This is a genomic window from Acinetobacter sp. RF14B, from assembly GCF_006864105.1.
Taxonomy (GTDB): domain Bacteria; phylum Pseudomonadota; class Gammaproteobacteria; order Pseudomonadales; family Moraxellaceae; genus Acinetobacter; species Acinetobacter lwoffii_C.
In genome coordinates this window covers 1-18,871 of sequence record NZ_SMTB01000013.1, presented here as the reverse complement: position 1 = coordinate 18,871, position 18,871 = coordinate 1, and the positions used below count along the sequence as shown (strand labels likewise).

General features: G+C 42.9%; 19 protein-coding genes and 1 pseudogene. 10 read left to right on the top strand and 10 right to left on the bottom strand.

Going from position 1 to position 18,871, the window contains the following annotated elements; translation table 11 throughout:
• Positions 1-164 precede the first annotated feature (164 nt).
• The 4 genes from E2K52_RS03630 to E2K52_RS03615 all read right to left on the bottom strand — a co-directional run bounded on the left by E2K52_RS03630 (position 165) and on the right by E2K52_RS03615 (position 3,169).
• Positions 165-779, bottom strand: a complete 615-nt coding sequence (locus E2K52_RS03630; protein ID WP_151203831.1) for a regulatory protein RecX — start codon at positions 777-779, stop codon at positions 165-167.
• 90 nt (positions 780-869) lie between these two features.
• Positions 870-1,910 carry a recombinase RecA gene (recA, locus tag E2K52_RS03625; protein ID WP_151203792.1) on the bottom strand — a complete coding sequence of 347 codons (1,041 nt, stop codon included), beginning with the start codon at positions 1,908-1,910 and terminating at the stop codon, positions 870-872.
• A gap of 145 nt (positions 1,911-2,055) precedes the next feature.
• Positions 2,056-2,496, bottom strand: a complete 441-nt coding sequence (locus tag E2K52_RS03620) for an RNA-binding S4 domain-containing protein (protein ID WP_151203790.1) — start codon at positions 2,494-2,496, stop codon at positions 2,056-2,058.
• Entirely contained in the window at positions 2,489-3,169 is a 681-nt protein-coding gene (locus E2K52_RS03615; RefSeq protein WP_151203788.1) for an HAD-IA family hydrolase, read from the bottom strand. The genes E2K52_RS03620 and E2K52_RS03615 overlap by 8 nt, the downstream gene beginning before the upstream one ends.
• Before the next feature lie 13 nt (positions 3,170-3,182).
• Here E2K52_RS03615 and E2K52_RS03610 point away from each other — a divergent pair, with 13 nt between their 5' ends.
• From E2K52_RS03610 to E2K52_RS15680, 3 genes and pseudogenes are all read left to right on the top strand, one after another.
• Positions 3,183-4,034, top strand: coding sequence for a 3'(2'),5'-bisphosphate nucleotidase CysQ (locus E2K52_RS03610; RefSeq protein ID WP_151203786.1), 852 nt, complete (start codon positions 3,183-3,185; stop codon positions 4,032-4,034).
• A 60-nt stretch (positions 4,035-4,094) separates the two neighbouring features.
• Positions 4,095-4,832: a histidine phosphatase family protein gene (locus E2K52_RS03605; protein ID WP_151203784.1), complete on the top strand. Its 738-nt coding sequence runs from the start codon at positions 4,095-4,097 to the stop codon at positions 4,830-4,832.
• Positions 4,833-5,202: 370 nt separating this feature from the next.
• Positions 5,203-7,838 (top strand): annotated as a pseudogene (locus tag E2K52_RS15680) (M66 family metalloprotease).
• 499 nt (positions 7,839-8,337) lie between these two features.
• On the opposite strand, the gene rpsT reads toward E2K52_RS15680, so the two are convergent.
• The gene (rpsT, locus tag E2K52_RS03595; protein WP_151203782.1) at positions 8,338-8,607 is read right to left on the bottom strand and encodes a 30S ribosomal protein S20; all 270 of its coding nucleotides are present in this window, start codon (positions 8,605-8,607) and stop codon (positions 8,338-8,340) included.
• A 214-nt stretch (positions 8,608-8,821) separates the two neighbouring features.
• Between rpsT and E2K52_RS03590 the strand changes: the two genes are divergently transcribed.
• The 3 genes from E2K52_RS03590 (at position 8,822) to E2K52_RS03580 (ending at position 10,910) form a co-directional block, all read left to right on the top strand.
• The gene (locus tag E2K52_RS03590) at positions 8,822-9,493 is read left to right on the top strand and encodes a nucleoside-diphosphate sugar epimerase (RefSeq protein ID WP_151203780.1); all 672 of its coding nucleotides are present in this window, start codon (positions 8,822-8,824) and stop codon (positions 9,491-9,493) included.
• A gap of 5 nt (positions 9,494-9,498) precedes the next feature.
• Complete coding sequence (gene rraA / locus E2K52_RS03585; RefSeq protein WP_151203778.1) at positions 9,499-10,008, top strand: ribonuclease E activity regulator RraA; 510 nt, start codon at positions 9,499-9,501, stop codon at positions 10,006-10,008.
• Between the two features lie 116 nt (positions 10,009-10,124).
• Positions 10,125-10,910 carry a glutathione S-transferase N-terminal domain-containing protein gene (locus E2K52_RS03580; protein ID WP_151203776.1) on the top strand — a complete coding sequence of 262 codons (786 nt, stop codon included), beginning with the start codon at positions 10,125-10,127 and terminating at the stop codon, positions 10,908-10,910.
• Positions 10,911-11,238: 328 nt separating this feature from the next.
• Here the strand turns inward: E2K52_RS03580 and E2K52_RS03575 are convergent, their stop codons facing one another.
• The 4 genes from E2K52_RS03575 to E2K52_RS03560 all read right to left on the bottom strand — a co-directional run bounded on the left by E2K52_RS03575 (position 11,239) and on the right by E2K52_RS03560 (position 14,616).
• Positions 11,239-12,408, bottom strand: coding sequence for a cupin domain-containing protein (locus tag E2K52_RS03575; RefSeq protein WP_151203774.1), 1,170 nt, complete (start codon positions 12,406-12,408; stop codon positions 11,239-11,241).
• 77 nt (positions 12,409-12,485) lie between these two features.
• A complete protein-coding gene (locus E2K52_RS03570; RefSeq protein WP_151203772.1) occupies positions 12,486-13,562 on the bottom strand; it encodes an exodeoxyribonuclease VII large subunit in 1,077 nt (358 codons plus the stop codon).
• A gap of 77 nt (positions 13,563-13,639) precedes the next feature.
• Positions 13,640-14,233 carry a Maf family protein gene (locus E2K52_RS03565; protein WP_151203771.1) on the bottom strand — a complete coding sequence of 198 codons (594 nt, stop codon included), beginning with the start codon at positions 14,231-14,233 and terminating at the stop codon, positions 13,640-13,642.
• Positions 14,233-14,616 (bottom strand): DUF2237 family protein, encoded by a 384-nt coding sequence (locus E2K52_RS03560; RefSeq protein ID WP_151203769.1) that lies wholly within the window; start codon positions 14,614-14,616, stop codon positions 14,233-14,235. The genes E2K52_RS03565 and E2K52_RS03560 overlap by 1 nt, the downstream gene beginning before the upstream one ends.
• A gap of 139 nt (positions 14,617-14,755) precedes the next feature.
• Between E2K52_RS03560 and E2K52_RS03555 the strand changes: the two genes are divergently transcribed.
• From E2K52_RS03555 to E2K52_RS03540, 4 genes are all read left to right on the top strand, one after another.
• Positions 14,756-15,943, top strand: coding sequence for a phosphoglycerate kinase (locus E2K52_RS03555; RefSeq protein WP_151203767.1), 1,188 nt, complete (start codon positions 14,756-14,758; stop codon positions 15,941-15,943).
• Positions 15,944-16,094: 151 nt separating this feature from the next.
• A complete protein-coding gene (locus tag E2K52_RS03550) occupies positions 16,095-16,376 on the top strand; it encodes a hypothetical protein (RefSeq protein ID WP_151203765.1) in 282 nt (93 codons plus the stop codon).
• A gap of 120 nt (positions 16,377-16,496) precedes the next feature.
• Positions 16,497-17,534, top strand: coding sequence for a class II fructose-bisphosphate aldolase (fba, locus tag E2K52_RS03545; protein ID WP_151203763.1), 1,038 nt, complete (start codon positions 16,497-16,499; stop codon positions 17,532-17,534).
• 85 nt (positions 17,535-17,619) lie between these two features.
• Complete coding sequence (locus tag E2K52_RS03540; RefSeq protein WP_151203761.1) at positions 17,620-18,474, top strand: DMT family transporter; 855 nt, start codon at positions 17,620-17,622, stop codon at positions 18,472-18,474.
• On the opposite strand, the gene E2K52_RS03535 is transcribed toward E2K52_RS03540, so the two are convergent.
• Positions 18,437-18,664, bottom strand: coding sequence for a hypothetical protein (locus E2K52_RS03535; RefSeq protein ID WP_151203759.1), 228 nt, complete (start codon positions 18,662-18,664; stop codon positions 18,437-18,439). The genes E2K52_RS03540 and E2K52_RS03535 overlap by 38 nt on opposite strands.
• Positions 18,665-18,871: the final 207 nt, after the last annotated feature.

Genomic DNA, 18,871 nt, shown 5'->3' with positions numbered 1-18,871 from the left:
TATTTAAAACCCACCTATCGCATTTTTTATTTAATTTTATTGCTCTATCAACACCTCAGTGTTTCGTCTGACAGATGTATCATCATTGAATGAGTAGAAATCAGTAGGACTAAAGTTAAGAACTGGAAAGCTGAGTAAACGAATATATTGAAGAAAGAGTAGGGTTAGTCTTCAGGCTTGCGGCTAATGGCTTTTATGATCGCATCCATTTCAAAACCACGATACATCAGAAAGCGGATCTGTTTAGCCTTAAGTTTGCGGTCTTTGCTGACTTCTGGCCCATATTTTTTAAGTTTAAGCTCATAGGCCTGTTGTACCCAGTCGGTTTCCTTGAGCTCTTCGGAAATCAAAGCAGTATCAATTTTCTTGCTTTTAAGCTTCATTTTAATTTGATTGGGGCCTTTGCCTTTGCGCTTTTGACTCGATAGCATGATTTCAGCGACACGCTGGTCGCTCTGGTAATTTTCTTTGGCAAGCTCATCGACCAAAGCGATGACCTCATTACGATCTTCTGCATAAAGCGCCAGTTTTTCGATCAGCTCAGCTTTGGAATATTCCTTGCGGGTTAAGACGGCAAAGGCATAAGAACGCAGACGAGAGCCGCTAAGGCCTGGTTTTTTCTCTTGCTTATCTGGCTGTCCAAATAAACTGTCTTCCGGATCAAATTCTGGCAAAACTTGAGACGGAACAGTTGAGGTGTGTACTGAATCTTCAGTATCACCAAACTGCTGCTTAATCGCTTCATAGTCCAAGAGCTTACTGAATTTTGCGTCCGACATGCTGATCTCGAATAAAGTAAACCAGTCCATCATAACAAAACGCCCCGTAGGGCGCTCTGGATGGTGTTTAAAGACTAAACAAATAATAGATTAGGCATCTAAAAGATCTGCTTCTTCTTTATCATCTTCTTCAGTGATTACGGCTTTGGTAAGCAGTTGCTCCCGAATCAGCTTTTCAATGGTTTTAGCCATTTCTTTATGTTCTTCCAGGTAGCGAATCGTGTTGTTCTTACCTTGGCCAATCTTGTCGCCTTGATATGAATACCATGCACCGGCTTTTTGTACGATTTCTTGCTGTACGGCAAGGTCGATCAGTTCACCTAGATGGTTTACGCCTTTACCATACAGAATCTGGAACAGGGCTTCTTTGAACGGAGGCGCCATTTTGTTTTTCACAACTTTGACTTTGGTTTCAGAACCAATAATCTCGTCACCTTCTTTGACCTGACCGATACGACGAATATCCAGACGTACAGAAGCATAGAACTTCAGTGCGTTACCACCAGTCGTGGTTTCCGGGCTACCAAACATCACACCAATTTTCATACGGATCTGGTTAATGAAAATGACCATACAGTTTGAACGTTTGGCATTACCGGTAATTTTACGCAGTGCCTGGCTCATCAAACGTGCTTGCAGGCCCATGTGTGAGTCGCCCATTTCGCCTTCAATTTCAGCGCGAGGGGTTAGGGCAGCCACGGAGTCGACGACGATCATGTCAATTGCGCCAGAGCGTACCAGCATGTCTGCAATCTCAAGTGCCTGTTCACCATGATCGGGTTGAGAGACCAATAGGTTGTCAATATCTACACCAAGTTTACGGGCGTATTGAGGATCAAGCGCGTGCTCGGCATCGATAAATGCACATGTGCCGCCTGCTTTTTGACACTCAGCAATCGCTTGCAGGGTCATCGTGGTCTTACCTGAAGATTCAGGACCATAAATCTCGATAATACGGCCTTTCGGTAAACCACCAATACCGAGTGCAATATCAAGCGTTAATGAACCTGTAGATACAGCTTCAACTGCCTGCACGGTATTGTCACCAAGACGCATCACTGTGTTTTTACCAAACTGTTTTTCAATTTGGCTTAAGGCAGCATTAAGCGCCTTATTTTTATTCTCATCCATCTTATAACCTCAATACGATGTCACAAACTTAGTACTCAAGTGGATGTCTTAAATTAGAGCTTCGTTCCACAAGTGTATGGTGACAGAAAATGCCTTGCTATTCTATCAATGTCAGGTGTGTTGCGACACATTCTGACGCTTGTGTTTAATCATCATTATATGACCACTGCTGGTCAAAGTTCTGACTATTTTCATTTCTGAATTTACTGATGTCCCGACGGTCTTTTTTGCTCGGCCGATGATCGGGACGGGCTAGATTATGCAACTTTCTTTGTGATGCAATCAATTCCCGGCGTGCAATACTGACTTCAGTTTCTTCATAAAGTTTCTGTGCGACTGGCGCAGGACCGCGTACATCGGAAAGTTCTTTCACGACTACTGTTTTCTTGTCGATGCCTTGCTGAATCGTCAACTCCATTCCGACACGGACTTCGCGTGATACTTTAACCCGTTCGCCATTATGGTGGACTTTGCCCCCCTCAATAGCATTTTTGGCAATTGAACGGGTTTTAAAAAAACGTGCCGCCCACAGCCATTTGTCTATACGCATGCCTACCGCATCTTCAGGTAAAGACGATTTACGCATATTGCTTGCTTACCTCAGTCTGATTTAAATGGGTGATCAGTTCTGTTAATTGGTGCAGCATTGGATAATTGCAAGTCTTGCGTGCAACTTTGCCAGACGAGGGTTGCTGGATGCTAAACAGGTTCTGAATCCCGTAAGCACGGGCACCATTCAGGACTTTTTCGGTATCATCAATAAAATAAACCTGCTCTGGATTAAAAGGATGCAGGGCATTTAAACCTTGCCAGAATTCTACAAACTCTTTGGCATGTCCTACCGAGCTGACAATCACATCAAAATAATCTTTTAAATTCATCTGTTCGAGTTTAAACGCCAGACTGGCACAGTCGGCATTCGTGGTCAGCCAGATCGGATAATCGTTACTTTTCAGATAGTCGAGCAATTCAAGGCAATAAGGACGCAAAGCCACTTTATGTTTATGTTCTATTTGCATGGCCAGGACGTCGACTCCAACTTTAGCCGTCCAGAAGCTTGAAGAGTACCAGTTTAGGGTATGATTGTGTTGTTGGTAGAAGGCATACAGGGTGGCGCGGCTTTGTTCCAGGCTACAGCCATGTGTTTCAGCATAACGTACTGGTAATAATTCGTTCCAGATGAAATCATCATAGGCAAGATCAAGCAAGGTTCCGTCCATATCAAAAAAAACGGCCGGTTTTTCTGAGCAATTCGACATATTAAGGTTTTCTATGTTTAAAACGACAATAACACCACAAGATCCCATGATTTTGCAGCTTGTGCCCATCTTGACACAGGCTTGTGAAATTTTGCGAGAAGAATATCAGCTTTATTGCTCGGGTGCTGCATTTGATATTGTCAAGAAAAGTGATGATTCTCCGGTGACACAAGCAGATTTTCGGGTGAATAAATATCTGACTCAAGCCTTGGCAGATATATCGGAGTTACCGTTATTGTCGGAAGAAGGTCATCAGGACCAGCGTCATGAATGGTCGGAATTCTGGTTGCTTGATCCTTTAGATGGAACCAAAGAGTTTTTGCACCAGCGGCCTGAATTTACCATTAACTTGAGTCTGGTGAGGGGGAGCTTAACCACCTTCGCCATATTGGCTGTTCCGGCTCAGCAGCTGATTTATTTCTGCCCGGAGCACGGCATGCCGTTGAAATATGATATTCACCATAATGTATGGTTCAGCTATGAAGCGGCGACGGATCATCAGGCTGTATATGTTGGTTTGAGTCAGAGTAGCCAGCAGAAGCTGAAATATGTTGAATATCTGCAAAGCTTGGCTAAATTCACTTCATATAGCGAGTTTAAGGCAGGCAGTGCTTACAAGTTCTGTATGATGCTGGAAGATCAGGTGGATATTTATCCACGATTTCACCCAACTGCTGAATGGGATACCAGTGCTGGCCAGTGCATGATCGAACGAATCGGTGGCGGACTGATTGACCTGGAAGGGCGGCCATTCATTTATAATCAGCGTGACACCTTGCTGAATGGCGGATTTATTGCTTATAAGAATCACAAGATGAAAATGCTTGCCTTAAAGGCATTGAGCGATATGCAGTCCAAGCATTGAGCAAAATCCTGAGCATGTTATAGTGAAGGATAATCCTTCACGAATGGAACTGGTCAAGACGTGTCCCTAAAGCTGCTTCCACCTAGCATGTTAAGTGCTATAGATTTACTACCTGATGGACAGACCCCGGTCACCTTGTTCACACGTCACTCGATCCGTGAAAATGTCCAGGGCCAAGGGCTGGCAGGCTATGATCTACAGTTGACTGAGCAAGGAAGAGAACTGGCACAGGAATGGGGGGCTTATCTGGCCGATCGCACAGATCGTATTATCCAGCATTGTATTTCCAGTCCGATCCAGCGCTGTATTGATACTGCCGCCTTAATGATTGAAGGTGCGGATGGAGTTACGGCTGAGCCGAATACTCATCGGATTGAAATTATTGAGCAAGGGCTGCTGGTCGAGCCGGGAAGCTTTGTACTGGATATTCAGCAAGCAGGCCCTTATTTTACTAAACAGGGAGCGCTGGGTTTTATTAACAGCTTCGTCAATAATGCTTTGCCGGGAATGAAACACCCGATTCGTGGTGTAGTGGATGTATTGGAGTTAATTTATAACACTCATCCACAAAACAAGTACGGTGTGAGCCTTGCTGTGAGCCACGATACTATTCTGGCAGCCATGATTGCGGTGATGTCTGGTCGGCAGGAAGTAAGTCGCGAGGACTGGCCGGAAATGATGGAAGGGCTGTTTGTGTGGTTTGAGGGAGATGTATTTTTGGAGTCTAAGCTGAAATGGATCTGGCGTGGTAAGGTTTCAGAATTAAATATTCAGGATTTTAAAAACTTAAATCTCTAACTTTTTATTCTTTCTACGTTTTTCGTATTTTAAAAAGCTTGATACATGATGTTATCAGGCTTTTTTTATTTTGCTGTCTGGATTCCAGGTGATCAAAGTTCCCATTATTAAAAATCTGGTTCGGTAACAGCGTAACTTAAAAACGCAATACTTTTAATCCGCTCACTGTCTGATAATAAAAAATGTTCCATGACACATTTTACTCATTTGGCTCCATCAATTTTTATTCATATTTTTTGTTTATCAGACAATAACCGATTGCAAATGAAGCTGCGTATAAATATGATTGTATCTTATATAAGTTGTTGATTTTATTTATTAAAATAAGTCTACCTTTTGGGGTTTTTTGTGCTTTTAGTGGGGGTTTAATATGAAAAATGTGATCAGGTGTTCACATGGTTATTTAAGTGTATGTGTATTATCGCTCATGTTGGTCGCATGTGGGGGCGGGGAAAATGATCAGAATGCAGATCAGGGAGGAAACCAGAATCCGAATGAACTTTATCCAGAACCGACTGTAGATGCGAGCTATGCCAATACATTGGGTTTTTATGATTATGATGCGGAATCTAACACCCGAACGATACGTCATGATCTAAAGGGTGAGTTTCAAGCGATGGTGCAGTTTGGTCAGCAGCATGTTGTTGATCCAAATGGGAATGAAGCCAAACAGATGCCAAGATTAACCAGTGAAAAAGAAGCTTTGCTACTGGTTACGCCTGTGGCTGAAATGCAGGATATTACCTCACTTCAAGTTGATATTTATCAAGATAATCAGCTGCTGCGTACTGTAAATCTGGCAGATCCGACCAGAATTCCTGCATCAGATCAGAAAGGACAAGGTACTCGTCCATCTTTACAATATAGTAAGCGTGCCTGGTCAGTCCGATTAAACTGGAATGAAGTTAAGCCTGGTCTGAAATTACGTTTCAGTGACTCGAAAAACCGTAGCGGTGAACTCGCCGAAGAAGCGATTGATTTTGCAGCGCCAGGAGAACTGGTACTCAACAATATCCGTATCGGAATGTTAACCGATGCACCTGTTTCTGGTGGTCATAAAATGCTGCTAGAACCGGAAAAATCGGGTACGGATTATTTTCAGACGATTCCTGCGGCACACATGACCGTGGCCAAATATGATGATATTAGTCTGGATAAAGTCATGATTGCGTCAGGTGTCATTTATGATAAGAATACGGGCAGTGCAGGGAGTGGGGATGTTTACAGTGGGGATATGCGTGAGAATGTCAGGAAATCTACATTTAGTGTAGGGATTAATCTGGCTAACTGGGGCATTACCAGTGCTTCAATGGCCAGTCAGGCACAACCTCAGTTGACGCAAAGTGTTGTGGCCCATCACTCGCGGGGGAAATATACCAATGGTGAAAGTAGCCATGGCCTGAGTGGTGGGAATGGCATGCTGACTTTATATGATTCTATAGGAAATGAATTCAGTCATGAGATTGGACATCACTATGGTTTGGGGCATTATCCTGGGCGTGTGCAAATTGATCAGGATACGGTCAATGACTTTTTAACTGCCCATCATGCAGATAGCGGATGGGGATCCGCTATGGTACAGACTCTATGGCGGGAGGCTATCCGGACAGCACCATATCCAACTATACCCATTATACGGGCTATAGCACCTATTTAAGAATTCAGCCACATTTTGACCGTGCAGTCTGGGATGAAACATCACCGACAGGTTATAAGACCTGGAATAAACAAACCAGGACAATGGAGGCTTATCAACCTCAGATTCCTGCCAAGATGAACGCCGTCTGGTTTAATCGTCCAGATGGTTATTACTTAAAGCCACGTTTGTTCGGTGTGCCGGTATTTACGATTTTAGGGGGGTATGACCCGGTAAATCAGGTGGGTTTGCTTTACCCGGAAGCACGCGGAAACTGGGGAAATGTTTTTAATCTTCCAGAAGCAGATCTATCATCTGAAAATGCAGCCTGCTGGTTAAAGGTCCACTATCTATCGCATACAAAAACTGTAGCGCTGGCACCTTCTCGTTTAGGCTCCAATGCAAATAAATTGCATGTGAATCTGGCCATCTCCGATCAGCCGAAAACGGTAGATTTATATTGCAAAAATGCGGGTGAAGAAGCCAAGCAGCTGTCACACCTTGAGATTAAAACTTATCCTGACGCGATTAAGCCAGCCGTTAAGATTGGTCGTCAGGCCGGCTATAGTGCGCTGCGTGCGATAGAACTGCCTGCCCTAGAGGAAGTCTTGGAAGCTCAGGTAGCCAGTACGGTTATCAATTTAAATGCACAGCAGCAGCTGATTGCTGACTCCTATACCGATCATATGGATAAACTGAGTCCTCTGGCTCGACAGCAGTTGATACGTTATCAGCACCAGCAGAATATCGTTCCGCGCTTTGATCGCTGGATTGCAGCTTATCAGCAAGACTTCTCTGCTGGAAAAGCACAGGCCATAACTTCATTTGAAAAACTCATGGTTAGATTGGGGCTGAACAATGACAATATTCTTGCTGGGGCAATGCCAATTAAAAATAATAGCAAGAACTGTCTGAAAACTGAAACACTGACGGATGGTTCGCTTAATCTTTATATTAGTGGGCCGAGTGCCTGTACGGGAGATTTAACAGAGCAATGGATGTTTGATGTATCGGGCCGAATTCACTCTGCGAAAGATCCGGGTCAGTGTGTCACCAGTACTGGCAGCTATGCAAAAGTGATCATGGCGATATGTGATGCTAATAATAGCAATCAAATCTGGACCATGAAGCCAGAGAACTCTACGATTATTCAAGCAGGGCAGTGTTTCGATCTTGGAAATGGTTATTTAACCAATAACCGGACTAACCTGTTACGCTATGCTTGTAATAATACCGCTGCCCAGATATGGAATACGCTAACACCAAGCTCCAGTTTGATTTTGGCGACAGCCAGACCATTTAGCCTGGATTTATATGCAAAATATTTGCAGAATAAAGCCGCCTCTTTAGAGCCGCCAGTAACCCACTAAGTTTTCGCTAGATTAAGAAAAAAACAAGCTCTTTAAGGGCTTGTTTTTTTGATAACTTTTATTTAGGGAATATAGTTACCAGTTAGAAACCAGCAGCGGGGTTGAAGCTGATTTATTTTGATTTCTGGCTCTTAAATTCTAAATGATTGAATGAGTCATTTTTTGATTTTGTAAGAGTTGAGAGGAACAATCAATATTAATCTACCTCATCACTTCAAGAGTGAAGATGCTGAATACAGTCAGTCGGATCATATCCAATTCACCTTGCTGCTTATGTATAAGAAAATAGAAAAATGCGACACTACAGGGCAGCAAAAATATTTTCATAAAATTTAACAGTACTTTTATTTTGAATGAAGAAATAAGTGCTCAGCGATGTAAAATTAAACTATTCCAGGTTAAAAACTCGTTTTATTATTGTGTTTTTTTTAAGAGCTAATTGAGCTTAATTGAATTTTAGATACAAAAAAAGCCCTAATGGGCTTTTTTCATATCGCGATTAGTTAGCAGCCAAAGCTTTAACTTGCGCATTTAAACGGCTCTTATGACGAGCTGCTTTATTTTTATGGATGATACCTTTATCAGCCATACGGTCGATTACTGGAACAGCTTTTTTGTAAGCTTCAGAAGCAACCGCATAGTCGCCAGCAGCAATAGCAGCTACTGTGCGTTTAAGATAGGTACGAACCATAGAACGCAAGCTTGCGTTGTGTTTGCGTGCTTTAACGTTTTGACGAGCACGTTTTTTAGCTTGAGCAGAGTTTGCCACTCGTGCACTCCTTGAAATAGATTGGTCTGGGCGGGCTGAAACTCAACTGAAAACCAACATCAGAAGAACTATCACCAGCCCGTAAACAAGTGCCATATTTTGATTAAACTAAGCACCGAAGTCAAGTCTTGACATGCTTTGGCAACATTTTAGATGCAGAAAAACTCTAAAGAAAACGTTAGATTAGTATTCCACTGAGGAGATCGTATAAAAAATGACTAAATCAATAACTCATCCTATGGTAATTGGCGCCAGTGGACTGGTCGGAAAAAAACTCATACAGGACCTGCAAGTTGAGCCAAGTTGCGAGCAGATTACTGCTGTAGTCAGGCATTATCAGACAGACTGGGACAGCTTCAATAAAGTGCGCCAGCTGGTACTTGAAGACTTTCTGATGCTAAATGATCAGGATGTAAGCGGGCATACTCACGGCTTTAGTTGTCTGGGTACGACCATAAAAAAAGCCGGTTCCAGACAGAGTTTTTACGATATTGATTACACGATTAATGCCCATTTTGCAGAATTGCTTCAGCAGACCGAGGCTCATTATTTGTTGCTGAGTGCGATGGGTGCAAATCCGCAATCGCTATTTTATTACAATCGGGTCAAGGGTGAGCTGGAAGAATATGTTCAAAGTCTGTCTCTGGACAGAATTAGCCTGATTCGCCCCTCACTTTTACTTGGCGAGCGCGAAGAGCCGCGTTTACTGGAAGATACAGCGCAACAGATCTATCATAAGATCTCGAATTTTATCCCCGATACTTTTCAATATAAGCCGGTGACAGCCGCCCAAGTGGCTCATACTATGGTCGAGGCAGCACGAACTCAAACGGTAAAGTTTGAAATTTATGATAATTTATATATTCAGAAAATGAAAAGAGGCTAAATATCGTGTCTACAGTACCATTTGTCACCTGTGATTTATTAGATGATCATCCGGATCTGGAGTTACAGGTCCTAACACCATGTCTGGATGGAAAGTTCTTCAAAAGCTATGGTGCTCGCAAGACCTTCGGTGGGCAGGTCGTTACAGTGAAATGTTTTGAAGATAACTCACGGGTCAAAGAACTCCTGGCAACGGATGGTACTGGCAAAGTGTTGGTGGTGGATGGTGGTGCCTCCATGCGCTGTGCATTAATGGGAGACCTGATTGCCGATTCAGCAGTTAAGAATCACTGGAATGGTGTCATTATTTATGGTTGCATCCGTGATGTAGATGCAATTGCTGAGCTGAACCTGGGGGTACAGGCATTGGCATCCATTCCACAAAAAAGTAACCGTAAAGGCCTTGGAGAGGTAGATGTGCCGCTGTATTTTGGCGGGGTAACTTTTACTCCAGGCGAATATGTTTATGCTGACAATAATGGTATTGTGCTGTCCAAAAGCTCTTTAGTGGCTTAAAAATAGCTTAGACAGACTGTAAAAGAATTACAAAACCAAGCTATAAGATAAAGATACAAGACAGAATCATGAGAGTCTGTCTTGTAGGATGATTAAAACAAAAACAGGAGAAAAATATGCTGGGTCATCAAATCAAGGTTGTTCAAGCATTGGCATCGGCCTTTACCCAAGGCGGACGAGGTACCACAGGTACACCTTTTCCAAATCAGCCGGACCAGCCTTTAAAGCTATATGAATATGAAGGGTCGCCATTTTGTCGGCGTGTACGTGAAGTGATGACTCTGCTGAATCTGGATTATGAGGTTTATCCTTGTCCACGCGGTGGTACCCATTTCCGGCCTGTCGTACAAGCACTCGGAGGAAAGCTCCAGTTTCCTTTTTTAGTAGATGAAAATACCGGCGACAAGTTGTATGAATCTCAAGACATTATTCATCATTTGTTTAAACACTATGGCAAAACTGGAAAAACACCAAAGAAATATGCGTATTATCCAAAAATTCCTGTAGCTGCTATTGCTGGCACAGTCATAAATGGATTAAGCGGGGGCATGGCCAATCCAAAGGCCAAAGGCCGGCCTGCGCCTGAGCAGTTATTGGAGTTATGGGGATTTGAAGCCAGTCCCTATACCCGAATCGTACGTGGCGTTTTGAGCGAACTGGAAATCCCTTTTATTTTTCATAATGTTGCTAAAGAGCGCTGGCAGGATCAAGGGCTTGCCAAGTTGCGCTTAAAACCGGGGAAATATGAACCTTTGGCGGGTGGTAAGCGCGAACAAGTGCTGAAAGTTATGGGCGATAATATTCAGGTGCCTTATCTGGTTGATCCAAATACTGGAGTTAGCCTGTTTGAATCAGCGGATATTGTGAAATATTTAAAACAGCAATATGGCGCTGCCGCTTAGCATTGCATGAGAAATGCTTTGAAAATTCCACTTTATACAGGTGTATGCCACTCAAGTAGAGGAGTGGCATTTTACCTTCGATAAAGCTTTACAATTACGGATAGCCAATAAAGACACTTTAAAAATGCTGGTTTGGATGATATAAATCACTTAAAAATAAATAAGCCTCAAGTGCTTATCTTAAAAATAGCCTAAGCATAAATAAACCTTAACTCGACGAATGGCCGTCTTTAAAGTATAGAATCTGCTTGGTGTTTGAAATTAAAAAGATTTCTGGTAATAAAAAAAGAGGACCAATTGATCCTCTTTAGAACGAGCAGCAATGAAACTATATTTCGTCAGCCGGCGGAACCAGCATTAAAATAGATTCATTCAATAAATCTGCCAGATCTTCCAGCATGTCCTCATCGGCAAAATCCAGATCTAATGCTACAGATTCACCATTTGCCAGCTGTTTAAGCTTTTCGGTAAAAGCCTCAGAAATGCAGATTCCTTCACCATTGGCCCAGAAGAGAACTTCACTATCTTCCTCGGTATATAGCAGACGTGAAGCGGGCTCCAGTAGAATGCTATAGCCCTGGTCGAGCGCCTCTTCCAGATCTCCAGTACCAATTTCTTCAGCTTCCGGAATGTTCTCTTCATACTTTGGTTCGGACATCAGGCTCATGATGGCATCTTCCAGCACATTTGAATTGTGCAGTTGCTCCATGATCTTGTCTTTTAAGTATTCCAGCTCAAGGGGGGTAACTTCCCCGGCAGCACTGATCTGGTCACGGACAATATCGACTAATGGATTACGCAAAACCTCATTTTCTGCAAACTTGTCACCGACACGATCCATCATGTCACTGACATTTGGCATACGAAAACCGAAGGAAAATGTTAAGCAGTCATCTTCTGCAACGCCGTAATGCGCAAGCCCGGGCGGAACATACAATAAATCACCCGGTGCCAAAACCTCATCAAAGTTAACCTCAATCTCAGGGAGTAATTTAAGTGGCTGGCCGGGAACCATCTCTGTTTCAGCATCACACATTTGGCCCAGTTGCCAGCGACGGTGGCCATAACCCTGTACCAGAAAAACATCATAAAAATCGAAATGTTTACCTACAGAACCACCTTTGGGAGCATACGACACCATAATGTCATCACGGCGCCATTGCGGAATAAAGGAAAATTTTTTCCACAGTCCAGAAAGGTCAAAAGAATAATGATCAACTGCTTGAATTAAAAGTGTCCAGAGCTTAGGCATCTTCTGGAAGTCTGCTTTTAAAAGTGGCGAAGATTTAACCAACCACTGGTTTGGATCACGGTCTTTTTGCTTGATAAGGCGGGCAGTGATATTTTCTTCTAAAGCCAGTTCCATCACATCGCTGGGTTCGAGTAAACCTGCGATTTCAGGCATCGCATTACGGACCAGAAGGGGTTTTTTCTGCCAGTATTCGGCAAGGAATTGTTCAGCGGTGATACCGCCTAACACATCTAAGGAGTGGGACATAAAAAGCCTGAAGAAATTAATTTTTTAAATCATAGCATTTAGACGGGATAATTCTTTCATCTAAAGCCGCATTATTTTCACAAATAGTTATTTTGTAAAAACAGCAGCACGAGAATGAGTAGGGTAGAGCATAAAGTACACTGAATAATGAGCCTTTTTTGGGAGGAATTATCGGGTTGGGCTACCTGCTCCAGACGACGATCAATTTGAGTAAGGGTGCTTTGTAGATGATCAAGTTTCGTGGTCAGGTCTTGAGCTTGCTCTTTTTCTGTTTGCAGTTGCTGCTGTAGAGAGAGGATTAATTCTTCATTTTCTTTTTCTTTTTTATGTTGGATAAATTTTTGATACAGCATTTTTTTTAAATAACTACCTGCATCGGTAGGAGTAATTGCGGCGTAGTCTGCAAAAAGATTAATTAAATTTCGATCTGAAGAATGTCCAATTCCTGTAATACGAAAAGTAGCACTTGAGGCAAGAGCACGAATAACATCAGGGTGATCAAAACTCTCTAATGCTTTAGTATCACCCCCTCCGCGAATAATCACCAAAATATCTGCTTTTGCCTCAGAAATGGTTTGGCTCAGTTCAGCTACATTGCTAAAGCTGATTTTCTTTTCTATTAACTCAATATAATTAATCTGATAGTTAAGGCCATGTAAGAAATCCTGATGTACTTGAGCGGAACTAGAGTTGGAGTAGATCAGACAAACTTTAGGATAGTTTTTTTTAGGAAAGGGTTGATGTACATAGGTTAAACTTTTAAGCAAAATGCTCGTCTGATCTACATATAGTCCTTCTTCTGGGCTTGCAGGTTCAATTTTTACAATATTTGCTTCTGTAACCAGACAGTCATGCATATTCAGAACGGGCTGACACTGGCAAATTGCACGTACTACAATACCATCACCAATATTATCTGGAATAACTTTGATACTTGCACGCGCTTTAAGTTGATGCGGTCCATCTTGTAATAAAAGTTGATACAGTACATTCTGCTTTTTTTCTTTAGCTCGCTGGCGTGAATCATTGAGTTGATTGATTTGGGCGACAATGACAAAGGACTCTAGTGCCTGACTACTTATAAATGCTTCTAAAGCTTGAAGTTTTCCCTGACTAAAGTTATGAAACTCTTTAACAGTTAATTTTTGATGCATAAGACTATAACAATCGGTTATTTTGACTTGTTGCGATATGAAGAAAGTTATTCATATCGCAAATGGCGAGCTTTGATTTAAGGCACTAAAATATTAAGTTCACGCAAGATTTTGCAGAGCTGGATCATTGGCATACCCATTAAGGTAGTATGATCCTGACCGATCATTTCTTCAAACAGGCTAATGCCTAAACTTTCGCATTTAAAGCTACCAGCACAATGCAATGGTTGTTCAATTTCAATGTAGCGCTCAATTTCAGTTTGTGAAAGTTTACGGAATTTGACTTTATGATGTTCAATTAAGGTGTGTTCAAAACCGGTAGATTGTTGTTGTACACTCAGTGCGGTACTAAAATACACAATCTTGTCCGAGTTGGCTTGCAGCTGATGAATGGCTTTTTTAGGAGTGAGAGGTTTGCCGATAAAAATATCCGGTGCACCTTCGCGCCATGCGACCTGATCTGAGCCAATGACAATCGCCTCAGGGTGCTGTTCGGAAATATGTCTGGCTTTTTCATAGGCTAGGCGTTTGGCCAGATCATCTGCATGATTTTCACCGCGAGGTGTTTCATCAATGTCCGGTACCATGGCGATATAGTCAATATGTAAACGATCCATCAACTCTTTACGGGTTTGGCTGGAAGAGGCCAGGATAATCGGTGCAGCATTCATTAGACAGCATATTCCTCAAGGATATTTAAAGGTACATAGGCGAGTACGGCTTTGTGACAGGCTTGCAGTTTTACCGGGGGAGCTTTGCCTGCTTCATAGGCTTCTACCCAGCGTGTGACGCAGATACACCAGAAATCACCTGGCTGTAGGCCGGGGAAATCCACTTCAGGTAAAGGGGTAATCAGATCATTGCCAATTTTTTGGGAAAAATTTAAAAATTCTGAGGTCATTTGCGCGCAGACAGTGTGCTGCCCGAGATCGGTAGTGGCGGTATGGCAAAAACCATTACGGAAATAACCGGTAATCGGAGCATAACAACAACTGGCCAAAGGCTCGCCCAGGACATTTAAACGATTAAGATTAGGATCAGGATGTATCGACATAACTGCTGAATCTGCAAAAAGCTTTTTTCTATCATAACAAAACTTTGGTATTTATAATGTTTTCTGCAAAAGATGCTAACCTTTTTCTACATAATCATTTAAAATCGCCGGGTTTGAATATCTATAAAGTGAGCTCTACATGAACTTTCAGCGTATGACTGACCTGGATTTAGCGGGTAAGCGTGTTTTAATCCGTGAAGATTTAAACGTTCCTGTTAAAAATGGTGTGATCACCAGCGATGCGCGTCTTCGTGCGGCATTGCCAACAATTAAAGCAGCTGTTGAAAAGGGCGCTGCCGTAATGGTCTATTCTCACCTTGGTCGTCCAGTTGAAGGTGAGCCTAAAGCTGAACAGTCTCTCGCGCCTGTAGCTGCTTATCTGACAGATGCTTTGGGTCAGGAAGTCAAACTGTATAAGGATTATTTGGATGGTGCTGACGTTGCGCAAGGCCAAGTGGTTCTGCTGGAAAACTGCCGTTTTAATGTCGGTGAAAAGAAGAACAGTCCTGAGCTTGCAGCACAATATGCCGCGCTTTGTGATGTATTTGTAATGGATGCGTTTGGTACTGCTCATCGTGCAGAAGCTTCGACTGAAGGCGTAGCGCGTCTAGCTAAAGTCGCGGCTGCCGGTCCTTTATTGGCAGCTGAACTGGATGCTTTAGGCCGTGCTCTAAAAACGCCTGAAAAACCAATGGTGGCTATTGTTGCAGGTTCTAAAGTTTCAACCAAACTTGATGTGCTGACATCCTTGTCTGACATTTGCGATCAACTGATTGTTGGTGGTGGTATTGCCAATACTTTCCTTGCAGCAGCAGGCTATAACGTAGGTAAATCATTGTGTGAAAATGACCTGATCGATACTGCAAAAGCCATTGCAGCAAAAGTTTCAGTTCCGCTTCCAACCGATGTGGTGGTTGCAGATGCCGCTGAAATCAATTTTGAGGATTTCCTGGGTTCATTGGCTGCGGCTAAAGCCACTGTGAAAAAGGTTGAAGATGTTGCAGATAACGACATGATTCTAGATGTAGGTCCAGAAACAGCCAAAGCCTTTGCAGACATCCTGAAAACCTCTAAAACAATACTTTGGAATGGCCCAGTAGGTGTATTTGAAGTAGACCAGTTCGGCGAAGGAACCAAAACCCTGTCTTTAGCAATTGCTGAATCTGAAGGTTTCTCAATTGCAGGTGGTGGTGATACTTTAGCTGCTATCGACAAGTACGAGGTTGCCGATAAAATTGGTTATATTTCTACAGGTGGCGGGGCTTTCCTGGAGTTTGTAGAAGGTAAAACCTTGCCTGCAGTTGCAGTGCTACTAGAACGTGCCTAAGTGCATTTTATAGTGTGAAAAAGCTGGCTATCTGCCAGCTTTTTTTATGTCAACTTTTTGACAGACTGGATCGCTATTCATACCGTAGTCATCAAAATGAAATAAATCTGTCATAAAATTTAGCCATTGAACAATAAATTGAGAGTAAAGAATGAAATCACAACTCACTTTGACAGTATTCCTGGCAGCATCTTTAGGACTGACTGCCTGTGCAAAAAAGGAAAGTGTACCTGTAGCTGAAGCTGAAAGTTCGGCAGCCGCTACGACAGAAGAGCAGGTCAGCGCGGAACAACAGGCCGCTATTGATGCCATTGACAAGCCAGTTCTGGATGAAAAAAATACCGATATTCCAGCCGATGTTGCCAATGCACCAGCAGATGAAGCAACCGCAGATGAGTCGGTAGCAGCAAGTTCTGAAGCAGTAGCTCCATAAGCTCAGCCCTGATTTGAAAAATCCCTGCAAAAGCAGGGATTTTTTATAAAATAATGTATTTTGTGGCTGTATTGAAATACTTGAACATGTAGAATATGGGGCATTACCTGGGAGGATATTATGGCTCTTATTTCGATGCGCCAGCTCTTGGATCACGCCGGAGAACATGCTTACGGCGTACCAGCATTTAACGTAAATAACTTGGAACAAATGCGCGCAATCATGCTCGCAGCAGATGCAACGAACTCACCAGTGATCGTACAGGCATCTGCAGGTGCCCGTAAATATGCAGGTGCTCCATTCTTGCGTCACCTGATTTTGGCTGCGATTGAAGAATGGCCACATATTCCAGTTGTTATGCATCAGGATCACGGTACAAGTCCTGACATCTGTCAACGTTCTATCCAGTTAGGTTTTACCTCGGTAATGATGGACGGTTCACTGGGGGAAGACGGTAAAACACCAACCTCGTATGAATACAACGTTGATGTGACTCGCCGTACTGTACAGATGGCCCATGCATGTGGCGTTTCAGTAGAGGGTGAAATCGGTTGTTTGGGTAGCCTTGAAACAGGTATGGCTGGTGAAGAAGATGGAGTAGGCGCTGAAGGCGTACTTGACCATTCTCAGCTTCTGACTTCTGTGGAAGAAGCGCGTAGCTTCGTTGCTGATACCAATGTCGATGCCCTGGCAATCGCAGTGGGTACTTCACACGGTGCATACAAGTTTACCCGTCCACCTACAGGTGACATCCTGGCAATTGACCGCATTAAAGAAATTCATGCTGCATTACCAAATACGCATCTTGTAATGCACGGTTCAAGCTCTGTACCACAAGAATGGCTGGCTGTAATTAACCAGTATGGTGGTGATATCAAGGAAACTTATGGTGTTCCTGTTGAGCAGCTGGTTGAAGCGATCAAGCACGGTGTTCGTAAAATTAACATCGACACGGATCTGCGTTTAGCATCAACTGGTGCGATGCGCCGTATGATGGCTGAAAAACCAAGCGAATTCGATCCGCGTAAATTCTTCAGTGCAACTGTAGATGCGATGAAGCAAATCTGTATCGACCGTTACGAAGCTTTTGGTACTGCGGGTAATGCAGACAAAATTCGTCCAATCTCTTTAGAGAAAATGGTTGAGCGTTATAAATAATTCCGAGTGGATCATTTATAAAAAAAGGCCCACAGCATATGTGGGCTTTTTTGTATTCTAATTAAAACTATCCGAAGAGTCGCAGATGGAATTGATTTTTATTGCAGCTCTATGCAGCGTTGCAGTCTCTATATTATTGAAAGTGGCCAAGCGCCGGCAGCTCAGTCCGATACATATGATTAGCTGGAATTATGTTACAGCCAGCTTATTATGTTTTTTCTGGTTTAAACCGGATATTCAGCATATATCTATCCGTCAGACACCGTGGTGGCTTATTCTGGCGCTGGGTATTTTATTGCCGAGCGTCTTTTTGTTTTTGGCCAAGTCCTTACAGACCGCCGGTATTTTAAAAACAGAAATCGCCCAGCGTCTATCGGTGGTTTTATCGCTTGCCGCTGCTTATTTTATTTTTCAGGAGCAGTTTAACCAGCTAAAAATACTGGGAATTATATTAGGCATAGTTTCAGTGCTGTGTATTTTGTTGTCCCATCGTCAAGGGACAGAAAGCTCAAGGCAGGGAGTACTCTATCTGGCTTTGGTCTGGTTTGGTTATGCCCTGATTGATGTACTGCTGAAATATACCACCAGCCTGGGTTTGCAGTTTGCCGTAGCCTTAAACCTGATGTTTATCTGCGCTCTGGCGGTGTCGATGGCTTATCTGATGGTGAAATATCGGAGTTTAGGCTCAGCTCAGGAAATCGGAGTAGGCTTATTTCTTGGACTGCTCAACTTTTCCAATATTGCCTTTTATGTCAAGGCCCATATATTGCTCAAGGATACGCCAGCTATTGTCTTTGCAGGCATGAATATTCTGGTGGTTGTTTTTGGCGTACTTGCAGGCTTGGTGTTCTTTAAAGAACGTTTAAAACCTGCGAGCACAATTGGTCTCATATTGGGTATGATTAGTGTGATTTGCCTGGCTTATGCAATGTCTGCTTAATATATGAAGTGACAAACTCAACCGGATGCCGCAGCAGATCTTCGGCTTCTATGCTGCCCAGTAGTGAACCGGCCTGTTTACAGCTTGGACAGTGCGGATATTGGCGCTGTTTCGGCTTGTAATAATGAAGATAAACCTTATTGCAAGGCTGGCATTTAAATTTCAGTGGCTTGGATTGAAGGAGCGACATGCAGGGCCTCTATTCTTATTCTAGATTCTGGTGAGTGATCATTAAAATAGGCCCGGATTGATATAAAAAGGGGCACTAGACCACTGCTGTCCCATAGTTTGCTTTAAATAAAAAAACCTGAGTCCTAACAGTTAAAATATGAGTGCAAACAAACACTTTAACGACTAGGATTCAGGTTTTGTCACATCAGAATACCGTATTTCATGA